Source organism: Cellulomonas composti, assembly GCF_007990245.1.
GTDB classification, from domain to species: domain Bacteria; phylum Actinomycetota; class Actinomycetes; order Actinomycetales; family Cellulomonadaceae; genus Cellulomonas; species Cellulomonas composti.
The window spans coordinates 222,451-234,698 of sequence record NZ_BJWG01000001.1; the positions used below are offsets into that span (position 1 = coordinate 222,451).

Consider the following 12,248-nt stretch of genomic DNA (forward strand, 5'->3'; position numbering starts at 1 on the left):
CTGTTCCGGCCCCGGACGCGCTGCGTCCTCGGAGGACTCAGCCGGCGTACACGCTGCCGATGCGCAGGTGGTTGCCGAACGGGTCCCGGATGCCGAAGTCGCGGCCGTACGGCTGATCGGTGGGCTCCTGCGTGACGTCCACGCCCGCCGCCTCGAGCCGCTCGAAGGTGCCGTCGACGTCGTCGGTCGTGAACGCCAACCACCCGCCGCCCGCGCCCTTGGTGACCAGCTCGCGGACCTGCTCGGCCGTGGCGTCGTCGATCGCCGGGGCGCCGGGCCGCTCGAGCAGGATCTCCTTGGCGTCACCGGGGACGCGCACGGTGAGCCAGCGCATCGGACCGAAGTTCAGGTCCGCGCTGACCTCGAGCCCGAGCAGGCCGACGTAGAAGTCGAGTGCCTGGTCCTGGTCGAGGACGAAGATCGACGAGATGTTGTTGCGCAGCAGCATGACGGCTCCAGGATCGTCGTGGGTGTCGCCGGTCGTGCCCGGCGCTCGTCACGCTAGGTGCTCGAGCCCCGCGCGCGCTTCTCCGAAACTGCTCGGCCTGCCCCAGCGCATCGCGAACGACCCTGACGTGGGCATCGGCACGCCCTCGGTCACCGAGCGGAACTCCGTGGGGGAGCATCCGACCACCTCCGTGAACCGGCGGCTGAACGTCCCCAACGACGTGAACCCGACGAGGACGCAGACCTCGGTCACGGCTGCGTCGGTGGTCCGCAGCAGGAACATCGCCCGCTCGATGCGACGTCGCTGCAGGTACCGGTGAGGGGTCTCGCCGAAGACACGGTGGAACTCGCGCGCGAAGTGCGACGTGGACATGTACGCGATCCGCGCGAGCGCCGCGACGTCGAGCGGGTCGGCGTATCGCCGGTCCATCGCGTCCCGAGCACGCAGCAGCCGCCGGTTCACGTCCTCCTGCGCGGCACCCACGTCGTCACGCTAACGCCCGGCGCCGGCGGCGAGGAGGAACGCGGTGACCGCGCTGTCGTGCGCGGGGGGCCGACTCAGGTGCGCCGCTCGTGCCGGCGGGGCTTGAGACGCGCCGGAGCGTCGTCGGCCGGCACCCACTCGCACGTGAACCAGCCGCGGTAGCCGAACAGGAATCCGAACCTGTGGTTGCGGACCTCGAGGTCGACCTGGAAGACCTGTGCCTCCTCGTCGTACCGCTCGCGCAGCACCGCGCGCCCGCTGCCGATCATCGGGAAGCGGAACGCGATCGGACCCTCGTAGAAGCGCTGCGCGCCGGTGGTCAGCACGAGACCGCCCTCGTCGTCGACGTGCAGGTCCAGGTCGACCGCGAGGTGCTGGTGCGTGCCGAGGTAGTCGACGACGCCGCGCTCGCTGCGGATCATCGTCGCGTCGAACCGGCGGGCGTGACCAAGAAAGTCGTAGGAGCGCACGAAGGTGACCGTCTCGCGGCCCAGTGGGTCGGTGTACGGGTAGTTCTCGATCACGAAGGGGATGTCCGTGCCGACGTCCGGGACCAGGATGTTGCGCAGCCGACCGAGCTGCACGAACGGCACCGTCCACCAGGGGCCGCGACGCACCGAGGTCATCACGCCGCGCCCGACGCACGCCACGGCGGAGTCGAGCCCGACCGAGAACCGCCGCTGCATCATCGGGTGCAGGCGCTCGAACTCCGGCGCCCATCGCCTCCTGGAAGATCGAGCTCACGGCGCCCGCTCCGCGTGGGGTGCGGCGAGCGCGTCGAGCGTCGTGGGCGCATCCAGCAGGTGGTCGTCGCGACGACGACCGCCGCGCGGGGCGCGCAAGCAGCGCGACGCACGCGGTCGCTCCGGCCGCCAGAACCACAGCACGCTGCGCAGGGGCCATCGCTCGGGCGGTTCGTCGCGCTCCGCCCAGATGCGCAACCGGTCGAAGCTCCAGGCGGTCGCCCAGCCCAGCGCCGGGCGTGCGACGCGGTCCAGCAGCGAACCCCAGCCGGGGGCGAAGTCGTAGCCGGTGATGAAGCGGACGCCGGCGCCGTCCGGGACGTAGCGCCAGTAGCCGCGCCCGGAGCGGATCGGGGACCAGCGGTCGGCGGTCGCGAACCGCAGCGCGGACGTGCGGGTACCGTCGGGGCGGGCCTGCTCACCGATGCTGATGCCGTCGCCGCGGACGGTGCGCAGCGGCACCCGCCGTTCGTAGGTGAAGCGCGCGGCACCGTCGTCGTCGGGCACCTCCGGGACGATGCGCGAGAACCGCACGTCCCAGCGCACGTGCTGCACCGGGTCCTGCGTGCGCGCCCACACGACGTCGAGCGGCGCCCTGACGTGCGTCTCGACGTAGATCCCGCGGCTCGCCACGGGCCCAGGGTAGGGGGCGGCGCCCGCACCTACCGCTACGACTCCCGCCCGGGCTGCGCCGTGTCGGAGGGACGTGGCAGCATCGCCGGGGTGAGCGGGGACGTCGACGAGCAGCGGCTGCGGGATCTCGCGCGCCTGCGGCGCGTGCGGGACCGGATGGACCGCGAGTACGCCCGGCCGCTGGACGTGGAGGCGTTGGCGCGCGGTGTGCACATGTCCGCCGGGCACCTGAGCCGCGAGTTCAAACGGGCCTACGGCGAGTCGCCGTACTCCTACCTGATGACGCGGCGGATCGAACGGGCGATGGCGCTGCTGCGGCGGGGGGACCTGAGCGTGACCGAGGTGTGCTTCGCGGTCGGGTGCTCGTCGCTGGGCACGTTCAGCACGCGCTTCACCGAGCTGGTGGGCGTGCCCCCGAGCACCTATCGGCGACTGTCGGCGTCGGGCGCTCCGGAGATGCCGTCGTGCGTCACCAGGCAGGTCACGCGACCCGTCAGGAATCGAGAAGCACGCCCCGACCGGGCGCGCCTAACGTGACGCCCATGAACATCACCATCCACTACGCCTTCCTGCCGCACACGGACGCGGACGCCGCGCTGGCGTTCTACCGCGACACCCTGGGCTTCGAGCTGCGCAACGACGTCGGCTACGGCGGCATGCGGTGGCTCACGGTCGGCCCGGCCGGCCAGCCGCAGACGTCGATCGTCCTGCACCCGCCGGCCGCCGACCCGGGCATCACCGACGACGAGCGCCGCACGATCCTCGAGCTCATCGCCAAGGGGACCTACGCCTCGCTGACCCTGGCCACCGACGACCTCGACGCGACGTTCGAGAAGCTCGCGGCGAGCGGCGCCGAGGTGGTTCAGGAGCCGACCGACCAGCCGTACGGTGTGCGCGACTGCGCGTTCCGGGACCCGACCGGCAACCTGCTGCGCATCAACCAGACCACCTGACCAACCGCCTGATCGACGGACGGGATCGCCTGTGAACACGACGACGAGCACGCAGACCGATGCGCCCGGAGCGCCCCACCGCGCCGACGCGCACGACCTGATCCGCGTGCAGGGTGCTCGTGAGAACAACCTGAAGGACGTCTCGCTCGAGCTGCCGAAGCGGCGCCTGACCGTGTTCACGGGCGTCTCGGGTTCCGGCAAGAGCTCCTTGGTGTTCGGCACGATCGCCGCCGAGTCGCAGCGCATGATCAACGAGACGTACAGCGCGTTCCTGCAGGGGTTCATGCCCAGCCTGGCGCGGCCCGACGTCGACGCGCTCGAGGGCCTGACCACCGCGATCGTCGTCGACCAGGAGCGGCTGGGCGCCAACCCGCGCTCGACGCTCGGCACGGTCACGGACGTCAACGCCCTGCTGCGCATCCTCTTCAGCCGCCTCGGCCAGCCGCACATCGGCACGTCGAACGCGTTCTCGTTCAACGTGCCGACCGTGCACGCCAGCGGCGCCCGCACGATCGAGCGCGGCAACCAGAAGGCCGAGCGGGTGACGTTCACGCAGCTCGGAGGCATGTGCCCGCGCTGCGACGGCACCGGTCGCGTCAACGACATCGACCTCACGCAGATCGTCGACGAGTCGAAGTCGCTCGCCGAGGGCGCGATCACCGTCCCGGGCTACACGCCGGACGGCTGGTACGTGCGGCTGTTCATGGAGTCGGGCTTCCTCGACCCGGACAAGCCGATCGGCGAGTACACGAAGCGCGAGCGCGACGACTTCCTCTACAAGGAGCCGACGAAGGTGCCGATGGGCGGCGCCAACATGACCTACGAGGGCCTGGTGCCGAAGATCACCAAGTCGATGCTGTCCAAGGACAAGGAGGCGATGCAGCCGCACATCCGCGCGTTCGTCGAGCGTGCGGTGACGTTCACGACGTGCCCAGAGTGCGACGGGACGCGGCTCAACGCGCCGGCGCGCTCGTCGAAGGTCGCGGGCATCAGCATCGCGGATGCATGCGCGATGCAGATCAGCGACCTCGCGCAGTGGGTACGCGGGCTCGACGAGCCGTCGGTCGCGCCCGTGCTGGCGAACCTGCGGCACACGCTCGACTCGTTCACCCAGATCGGGCTCGGCTACCTGTCGCTGGACCGCCCCTCGGGGACCCTGTCCGGGGGAGAGGCGCAGCGCACCAAGCTCATCCGGCACCTCGGTTCCGCGCTCACGGATGTGACGTACGTGTTCGACGAGCCGACGATCGGGCTGCACCCGCACGACATCGCGCGCATGAACGAGCTGCTCGTGGCACTGCGCGACAAGGGGAACACCGTGCTCGTCGTGGAGCACAAGCCCGAGACGATCGCGATCGCGGACCACGTCGTCGACCTCGGTCCCGGCGCCGGCGCCGCCGGCGGCACGATCTGCTTCGAGGGGACGCTCGACGAGCTGCGCGCGTCCGGCACGCTCACCGGCCGCCACCTGGACGACCGTGCCCGGCTCAAGCCGGACTTGCGTACGCCGTCCGGCCACGTGGAGATCCGCGGCGCGAGCACGCACAACCTGCGCGACGTCGACGTGGACGTGCCGCTGGGCGTGCTCGTCGTCGTCACCGGTGTCGCGGGCTCGGGCAAGAGCTCGCTGATCCACGGCTCGCTGGCGCGGCGCGACGAGGTGGTGACGATCGACCAGGGTGCGATCCGCGGTTCGCGCCGCAGCAACCCCGCGACCTACACCGGGCTGCTGGAGCCGATCCGTAAGGCGTTCGCCAAGGCGAACGGCGTCAAGCCGGCCCTGTTCAGCGCCAACTCCGAGGGCGCCTGCCCGGTGTGCAACGGCGCGGGCGTGATCTTCACCGAGCTCGGGTTCATGGACGTCGTGTCGACGATGTGCGAGGAGTGCGAGGGCAAGCGGTTCCAGGCCGCGGTGCTCGAGTACCACCTCGGCGGCAAGGACATCGCCCAGGTGCTCGCGATGAGCGTCACGGAGGCCGCGGAGTTCTTCGCGGCGGGGGAGGGGCGCACACCCGCGGCGTCCGCGATCCTCGCCCGCCTCGCCGACGTGGGCCTCGGGTACCTCAGCCTCGGCCAGCCGCTGACGACGTTGTCCGGCGGCGAGCGGCAGCGCCTCAAGCTCGCGACCCGGATGGGGGAGCCGGGCGGGGTCTACATCCTCGACGAGCCGACGACGGGCCTGCACCTGGCCGACGTCGAGCAGCTCCTCGGCCTGCTGGACCGACTGGTTGACTCGGGCAAGTCGGTGATCGTGATCGAGCATCACCAGGCCGTGATGGCGCACGCCGACTGGATCATCGACCTCGGTCCCGGCGCCGGCCACGACGGCGGTCGCATCGTCTTCGAGGGCACCCCGGCAGACCTGATCGCGGCCGGCTCGACCCTCACGGCCCAGCACCTCGCGACCTACGTCGCGCCTACGTGATCCCGGGGGCGCCCGGGCGGACCATGCGGAGCTCGTGGACGCCGTGATCGACCTTCGTGGTGCCGTCGGGCACGAAGCCGTGCTTGCGGTAGAACGCCTGGGCGCGCGGGTTCGGGTCGGCGACCCACAGGCCCGCCGACGCCCGCGGATCCAGCACCGCAGCCAGCAGCGCCGATCCGGCGCCCGAGCCGTGGTACGCCACGTACGTGTACAGCGCGTACAGCTGCTGCGCCCACGCGGCATCCTCGTCGGACGGCGGACCGGCCAGCGCGAGACCGACGATCGTGCCGTCCACCTCGGCGACAGCCGAGACCCGGTCGCGGTACCGCTCATCCGCGATGACCGCTGTCCAGAAGTGCTCGCGACGCTTGCTAGAGGAGCCGCGGCCGACCGGCGGCTCACGACGGTCAGTTGGAGCGGCAACTGATACCGCTCCCACATCAGATGCAACACGTACCGGTTGTGCGCCGATAATGTGCATTATGACAATCTACCGACGTCGGCGGCCGCAGCCGGCGTCGGACGGTGATCGCCGCGGATCTCCCCCCGCGAGCGACTACAGCGTGAGGACGTAGCGCTCCTCGGTGATGTCCGGGTCGCGCGGCAGGGCCATGCGCTCGCCGGTGCGGGTGAAGCCGGAGCGGACGTACAGGTCGCCGGCGGCGTTGTTGCCGTCGACGAGCCACAGCGACATCGTCCGCACACCCTCCGCGCGGGCGGCGCGTTTGGCCGCGTCGAGCAAGTTCCAGCCGACGCCGATCCGCCGCGACTCGGGCGCGACCCACAGACTCACGATGTGCCTGTCGTCGACCGGTGAACCCGGCTCCTGGAGCATCGAGACCAGGCCCCGCACGATCCCGTCGTCGTCGATCGCGAGCCACGTGGGCACGGTGCGCACGCGCATGCGCCAGTGCGACTCCTTGAAACGCTCCTCGCGCGCGATGGATGAGCCGAAGGCCGTCGGGTCCTCGCGCAGCGCACGTAGGCGCGCCTCTCGGACCTGCGTCCAGTCGTCCTCACCTGCGCGCGTGATCTGCACGCCCACAGGATGCCCTATCGCCCGGTGCGCGTCCTGCACACCACGCCCGAGTGACGCGCTGACTTGCACAGTTGCCTTCGTCACTCGCCGGACGCGGACGTGCTCTCAGTCCGACGAGGGCGCTCCCCCGTGCCCCTGCGGGTCGGGGACGCTGCGGGCCACGTCGGCGATCTCCTCCTCGGGGCGGGGCGGCACCGTCTCGTCGTACTCGAGCTCCGGGACGTCGTCGTGCGGGTCGTGGGTGCCCGGCAGGGCGACGCGTTCGCCGACGGCGGGTGTCACGAGCTCGCCGCCCGCCAGGGCCAGCAGGCGGCGGGACAGCGCCTGGCCGCGCTCGTTCAGCAAACCGTCGTGGATCGGCATCACACGTCGCGGCGCCACGGACCGCGCCCAGTCGATCGCCTCCCCCAGCCGCAGCCACGGCCCCGAGACCGGGACGAGCAACAGGTCCACGTCCGCCGAGACGGCGGCGAACCCGTCGCCCGGGTGGAGCATGCCGCCGACGAGGTAGCCGACGTTCGCGATTCCCGGCACATCGGCGTGCACGACGGCGTGCCGCTCCCCCATCACCCGGACGGTGAACCCCGCGACGTCGATCGTGTCGCCTGAGGCAACGACCGTGAGCCGGTCGGCGGGCGCTCCCGCGGCGGCGACGAGCTCGACGACCGCGGCGGTGGACCACAGCCTTGCTCCACCCGTGACGGCCGCGGCGACCGGCTCCACGTCGACGTGGTCGACGTGCTCGTGGGTGACGAGGATCGCCTCGGCACCCGCCAACGCGGACGCCGAGTCCGAGAACGCACCCGGGTCGATCACCAGGGCTCCCCCGGGTCCGTCGAGCCGTACGCAGGAGTGCCCCCACCAGGTCATCGTCGTCATGGCGCCATCTTGCTCCGGCCTGCCCGGACAACGCACCTCGACCCCACGCGGACGGGACGGACTCGGTGCCGTCGACCTGGCGCGATGCCTCGCCGGGCCGTCCGAGCCGGTACGGTGGCCGCGTGCTCGTGCTCGGTGTGTGCAGCCTCAAAGGCGGGGTCGGCAAGACCTCGGTGACGCTCGGCCTCGCGTCGGCGGCGCTGGAGCGTGGTGTCCGCACGCTCGTCGTCGACCTCGACCCGCAGGGTGACGCGACGATGGCGCTCGGCGTGCGACCGATCGCCGGTGACGTCGCCGGCGTGCTCGATGAGCCGGGCGAGGCGAGCGTGCGTGCGGCGACCGTGCCCAGCTCGTGGGCCGACGAGGGCCTGGACGTGCTCGCCGGCTCCGAGCGCAGCGCCCTGCACGACCGACTCGACGACCATGACGTCGACCGCCTGCGGTTCGCGTTGTCGTGGGTGCAGGCCTACGACCTCGTGCTGGTCGACTGCCCGCCCTCGCTCGGTGGTCTGACCCGGACGGGCCTGACGGCGTGCGACCGCGCGATGGTCGTGACCGAGCCCGGGCTGTTCGCCGTGATGGCCGTCGGCCGCGCGATGCGCACGATCGACGAGCTGCGCCGTGGCCCGGCCGTGTCGCTGCAGCCGCTCGGCATCGCGATCAACCGGGTGCGGGCGCGCTCGCTCGAGCAGGCGTACCGGCTCGAGGAGCTGCAGAACCTCTACGGGCCGCTGGTCCTGTCCCCGTTCGTGCCCGAGCGCGCCGCGTTGCAGCAGGCGCAGGGCGCGGCCCAACCGGTGCACGCATGGCCGGGTGCCGCGGCGGCAGAGCTCTCGCGCACCTTCGACCAGCTGCTGGACCGGGCGCTGCGCGCGCCCCGGCGCTGACCCGACGACCGGCCGCCCGAGCTGAAGGTCAGCCTGCGGTGCGGGCGCGACGCCGCAGCGCCAGCTCGTCCTGTGCGTCGTTCGCGACCGCGGGCGCCTCGGCACCCTCGTCGGCACGCTCCGTGGGCAGCTCGGCGAGTGTGCCCTCGACCTCACGCCAGACCCGGCCGACCGCGATGCCGAAGACGCCCTGACCGCCCTGCACGAGGTCGATGACCTCGTCGGCGGACGTGCACTCGTAGACCGAGGCGCCGTCGGACATCAGCGTGATCTGTGCCAGGTCGTCGACCCCCCGCTCGCGCAGGTGGCTGACGGCCGTGCGGATCTGCTGCAGCGAGACGCCCGTGTCGAGCAGCCGCTTGACGACCTTGAGCACCAGGATGTCGCGGAACGAGTACAACCGCTGCGTGCCGGAGCCCGTCGCGGGGCGCACCGTCGGCTCCACCAGACCCGTGCGGGCCCAGTAGTCGAGCTGGCGGTAGGTGATGCCGGCGGCCCGGCACGCGGTGGGACCGCGGTAGCCGGTCGTGACGTCAAGGTCGGGCAGGTCGTCGTCGAAGAGGAGGCCCTGAGCGCGCTGCGGGATGCCGGTAGCGTTCTCGGCGCTCTCGTTGGCCACGGGGTCCTCCACAGGTCGCGTTCCGGCCGCGGAACCGGTTGAACACCGTCGCGCCGTCGTCTGCTGCCACGCTAGGCGTGCCGGGCACCCAGCGCAACGACGCTGCGGGCGTGTCGCACCCGGCGAGTCTGAGGTTCGACCTCAGGGTGAAGGTTCGTCCTCGTCGCCCTCGCCCGCGGCATCGCCGGCGGCGGGAGGCTCGGTCTCGAAGTCCTCGGGCTGCACCTGGTCCAGGAACTCGCGGAACGCCTCGACGTCCATCTCCTCAGGTTCCTCGACGATCACGGGCTCGACCTGCACACCGGCGTCCGCGACGACCTCGGCGGAGCACAGGACAGGCGCCCCCAGTCGTAGCGCGACCGCGATCGCGTCCGACGCGCGGGAGTCGACGTGCGCGCCGTTGCCGAGCTCCAGCTCGGCATGGAACACGCCGTCCTCGAGGCTCGTGATCACGACGCGACGCAACGTGTCGCCCTCGGCTCGGATGACCTCGCAGAGCAAGTCGTGCGTCATCGGTCGCGGCGGGACCACTCCCTCCTGAGCCGCGACGATCGCGCCGGCCTCGACCGGCCCGATGAGGATCGGCACCACGAGCTCGCTGATCGCATCGAGCAGGAGCACGACGATCTCGTCGGAGGCCTGGTGCTGGCGCACGCCGAGGACCTCCACCTGCACGAGCCGCTCGTCGGTCACAGGTCCACGCTACGCATCCGAGCCTGGGTCCGCGCTAGGGAGCGACGTCGGCGACCGCGGCCCGCACGAGCGCGGTGTGCATCCGGGCGCACAGCTCCCCGACCTCGGCCGCCAGCGTCGCGGCGTGCGCACGCGACGACGCGCTGCGCTGGCCGCGCAGCGGGGCGACCACCTGCTCGACGAGGTCCACCTGCCGCTCGGCGGCCGTACGGAACTGGCGCAGGTGACGCACGTCGATGCCGTGCTCCGCCAGCGCCCCGGCGGCCGCGACGACCTCGCGCGCCCACGGGTCGAACGACCCGCCCGGCCGCGGCGCAAGCACCCCGGCCTCGACGAGCCGGTCCACCAGCTCGGGCTCGACGCCCGCCTCGCGCGCGAGCGCGTCCGCCGAGAGCCGCTCCTGCGTACGGTGCACCTCGCCGCCCGAGGCGACCAGCCGCGCCTTGGAAGCGGGCTCGTCCTCCTCCCCCGCGTCGAGCGCCGCGAGGCGTTCTCCGATCACCTTGAGCGGCATGTAGCGGTCGCGTTGCAGGCGCAGCACGAAGCGCAGCCGCTCGACGTCCGCCGGTGAGTACTGCCGGTAACCGGCCGGCGTGCGCACCGGCCCGACCAGGCCCTGCTCCTCGAGGAAGCGCAGCTTGGAGGGCGTCACCGCCGGGAACTCGAGCTGCAGCGTGCCGAGCACGTCGGAGATGCGCATGCTCGCGCGCCGCGAGATCCCCCGCGGCCAAGGCTCGACGGCACCGCCGGGGACGGCAGCAGCCTCCTCCGGCTCGTCGGGCAGTTCCGAGGCGGCCCGAAGGTCACGAGCGCTCATGCCGTTCCCCTGCGGTCGACCGGGAGGGTCGTCCCCGTCATTCGGCCGGCTCGCGGTGCGGGCTCGGGTGGAAGGTCAGCCGGTACTTCCCGATCTGCACCTCGTCGCCCGAGCGCAGCACGATCTGGTCGATGCGCGCGCGGTTGACGTAGGTCCCGTTCAGCGAGCCGATGTCCCGCACGACGAACTGCGTCCCCTCGCGCACGAACTCGGCGTGCTTGCGGGAGACCGTGACGTCGTCGAGGAAGATGTCCGCGCGCGTCGAACGGCCCGCGACCGTACGGTCGGCGTCGAGCAGGAAACGCGCACCGGCCGACGGACCGCGCTGCATCACGAGCAGCGCGGACGTGGGCGGAAGAGCGTGCACGGCCGCCGACTCGTCGGGCGTCAGGCCGACGGGGGCGCCGGACTCGATCTCCACCGGGGCGAGCTGGCCGAAGTTGATGGTCGTCTCGGGGCCAGGGCTGTAGGCGGCCTCGTCGTCGCTCGTCATCGCCCCTCCTGCACAAGGTCCCCGGCGCGCCCGCGCGTGCCGTTCTGCCCACCCTATGCGGACCTACGGCCCGCGCACACCCCAGCCTGCGCGTGCCGCGGGCGAAGTCGCCGCACGCGGTGGACCGAGTGGGTGAAACGTCCGGTTCACTCGCCCGACGGCGTGACGGCGGACGCGTACTGCGGGTCCGGCAGGTCGCGCACTGCGGTGATCTCGACCTTGTCGAGCGCCGTCACGGCACCCGTCGCGCCGTCGCCGCGGACCGTCGCGAGTGCGCCGCCGGGGATCTGCAGCGCGATCGACAGCGTCTGCGAGTCCCCGATCGCGTACCAGGTGTACGGCGAGGACAGCTCCTGCCCGTCGAGCTGGAGGTGTCCGCGCGACCCGGTGAACGCCGAGCTCGCCGTGACCCGCTGGTCGCCGAGCTGGATCGCCTCGGCGCCGGCGTTGCGCAGCTCCTCGAGCAGGTTGAGCATCGTGATCGGCTCGAGGCCGCCGTCGGGGTCCACGACGTCGACCCGCACGCCCGGCCCCTCGGCAGGCAACCGCCCGGACAGGATGCCCTGGGTCACGGCACTGCGCCGCAGCGCGTCGAGCGCGGCCTGCTGCCGGTCCGAGCCGGACACCAGCTCGTCGAGCTCGCCTCGCAGGTCCGTGATCTCCTCGCGCAGCGCGTCGCCGCGCTCGGTCGTCTCGTCCAGGATGCGCACGAGGTCCTCCTGGCGCAGCGAGGACAGCGTCGACTCGTCGGTCTGACGGACCTGCACGACGACCGCGAACCCGAGCGCCGCGCACAGCAGACCCGCCAGGAGCTGGGCGCGCGTCGCTCTCGGCCGCAGGGCACGTCCGAGAACCACCCACCCGTCGTCGCGCCCCGCGATCACCGCACCGCCGGCCTCGGGCCCGGGAGAGCCCGTGTTCTCGGGCTCTACGACCTCGGGCTCTGCGACCTCGGGTTCGACGACTTCGGGTTCGACGACTTCGGCTTCGACCTCAGGTTCGACGACCTCGGGCTCGACGAGCTCGGGCCCGGCCGCATCGACGTCTGCCTCGTCGTGCCCGATCGCATCCGGCGCATGCTGCTGCGACTCGAGCTCGTCGAGGTCCTCCGGGGCGCGGTCGTCGGATTCGGTCAT

The 12,248-nt window shown here is 72.1% G+C and carries 16 protein-coding genes; 4 read left to right on the forward strand and 12 right to left on the reverse strand.

Features of this window, described 5'->3' with window-relative positions:
* Positions 1–37: 37 nt before the first annotated feature.
* The 4 genes from CCO02nite_RS00980 to CCO02nite_RS00995 form a co-directional block, all read right to left on the reverse strand.
* Positions 38–448, reverse strand: coding sequence for a VOC family protein (locus tag CCO02nite_RS00980; protein ID WP_146841114.1), 411 nt, complete (start codon positions 446–448; stop codon positions 38–40).
* A gap of 48 nt (positions 449–496) precedes the next feature.
* The gene (locus tag CCO02nite_RS00985; RefSeq protein WP_371862455.1) at positions 497–931 is read right to left on the reverse strand and encodes a helix-turn-helix domain-containing protein; all 435 of its coding nucleotides are present in this window, start codon (positions 929–931) and stop codon (positions 497–499) included.
* Between the two features lie 74 nt (positions 932–1,005).
* Positions 1,006–1,620, reverse strand: a complete 615-nt coding sequence (locus tag CCO02nite_RS00990; RefSeq protein ID WP_186812536.1) for a DUF4166 domain-containing protein — start codon at positions 1,618–1,620, stop codon at positions 1,006–1,008.
* A gap of 51 nt (positions 1,621–1,671) precedes the next feature.
* The gene (locus CCO02nite_RS00995) at positions 1,672–2,307 is read right to left on the reverse strand and encodes an SRPBCC family protein (protein ID WP_246117249.1); all 636 of its coding nucleotides are present in this window, start codon (positions 2,305–2,307) and stop codon (positions 1,672–1,674) included.
* Between the two features lie 90 nt (positions 2,308–2,397).
* On the opposite strand from CCO02nite_RS00995, the gene CCO02nite_RS01000 reads away from it, so the two are divergent.
* Genes CCO02nite_RS01000 through CCO02nite_RS01010 form a run of 3 tightly spaced genes read left to right on the forward strand, consistent with a single transcriptional unit; the run spans position 2,398 to position 5,685 of the window.
* Positions 2,398–2,844 carry a helix-turn-helix transcriptional regulator gene (locus CCO02nite_RS01000; protein WP_246117250.1) on the forward strand — a complete coding sequence of 149 codons (447 nt, stop codon included), beginning with the start codon at positions 2,398–2,400 and terminating at the stop codon, positions 2,842–2,844.
* A gap of 5 nt (positions 2,845–2,849) precedes the next feature.
* Positions 2,850–3,260, forward strand: coding sequence for a VOC family protein (locus CCO02nite_RS01005; RefSeq protein WP_146841116.1), 411 nt, complete (start codon positions 2,850–2,852; stop codon positions 3,258–3,260).
* A gap of 31 nt (positions 3,261–3,291) precedes the next feature.
* The gene (locus CCO02nite_RS01010) at positions 3,292–5,685 is read left to right on the forward strand and encodes an ATP-binding cassette domain-containing protein (protein WP_146841118.1); all 2,394 of its coding nucleotides are present in this window, start codon (positions 3,292–3,294) and stop codon (positions 5,683–5,685) included.
* Here the strand turns inward: CCO02nite_RS01010 and CCO02nite_RS01015 are convergent.
* From CCO02nite_RS01015 to CCO02nite_RS01025, 3 genes are all read right to left on the reverse strand, one after another.
* Entirely contained in the window at positions 5,678–6,166 is a 489-nt protein-coding gene (locus tag CCO02nite_RS01015) for a GNAT family N-acetyltransferase (RefSeq protein WP_146841120.1), read from the reverse strand. The two genes, CCO02nite_RS01010 and CCO02nite_RS01015, sit on opposite strands and share 8 nt — an antisense overlap.
* Before the next feature lie 75 nt (positions 6,167–6,241).
* Positions 6,242–6,724, reverse strand: coding sequence for a GNAT family N-acetyltransferase (locus CCO02nite_RS01020; RefSeq protein WP_146841122.1), 483 nt, complete (start codon positions 6,722–6,724; stop codon positions 6,242–6,244).
* Positions 6,725–6,829: 105 nt separating this feature from the next.
* Positions 6,830–7,603: an MBL fold metallo-hydrolase gene (locus tag CCO02nite_RS01025; RefSeq protein ID WP_146841124.1), complete on the reverse strand. Its 774-nt coding sequence runs from the start codon at positions 7,601–7,603 to the stop codon at positions 6,830–6,832.
* A 122-nt stretch (positions 7,604–7,725) separates the two neighbouring features.
* Between CCO02nite_RS01025 and CCO02nite_RS01030 the strand changes: the two genes are divergently transcribed.
* Entirely contained in the window at positions 7,726–8,490 is a 765-nt protein-coding gene (locus CCO02nite_RS01030) for a ParA family protein (protein WP_146841125.1), read from the forward strand.
* Between the two features lie 28 nt (positions 8,491–8,518).
* On the opposite strand, the gene CCO02nite_RS01035 is transcribed toward CCO02nite_RS01030, so the two are convergent.
* The 5 genes from CCO02nite_RS01035 to CCO02nite_RS01055 form a co-directional block, all read right to left on the reverse strand.
* On the reverse strand, positions 8,519–9,109 hold the full coding sequence (locus CCO02nite_RS01035) for a MerR family transcriptional regulator (RefSeq protein ID WP_146841127.1): 591 nt from the start codon (positions 9,107–9,109) through the stop codon (positions 8,519–8,521).
* Positions 9,110–9,250: 141 nt separating this feature from the next.
* Positions 9,251–9,802 carry a bifunctional nuclease family protein gene (locus CCO02nite_RS01040; protein ID WP_246117251.1) on the reverse strand — a complete coding sequence of 184 codons (552 nt, stop codon included), beginning with the start codon at positions 9,800–9,802 and terminating at the stop codon, positions 9,251–9,253.
* A 34-nt stretch (positions 9,803–9,836) separates the two neighbouring features.
* Positions 9,837–10,619 (reverse strand): transcriptional regulator FtsR, encoded by a 783-nt coding sequence (gene ftsR, locus CCO02nite_RS01045; protein ID WP_146841129.1) that lies wholly within the window; start codon positions 10,617–10,619, stop codon positions 9,837–9,839.
* A 37-nt stretch (positions 10,620–10,656) separates the two neighbouring features.
* The gene (locus CCO02nite_RS01050; RefSeq protein WP_146841130.1) at positions 10,657–11,112 is read right to left on the reverse strand and encodes an FHA domain-containing protein; all 456 of its coding nucleotides are present in this window, start codon (positions 11,110–11,112) and stop codon (positions 10,657–10,659) included.
* Positions 11,113–11,258: 146 nt separating this feature from the next.
* Positions 11,259–12,248 carry a DUF881 domain-containing protein gene (locus CCO02nite_RS01055; protein ID WP_146841132.1) on the reverse strand — a complete coding sequence of 330 codons (990 nt, stop codon included), beginning with the start codon at positions 12,246–12,248 and terminating at the stop codon, positions 11,259–11,261.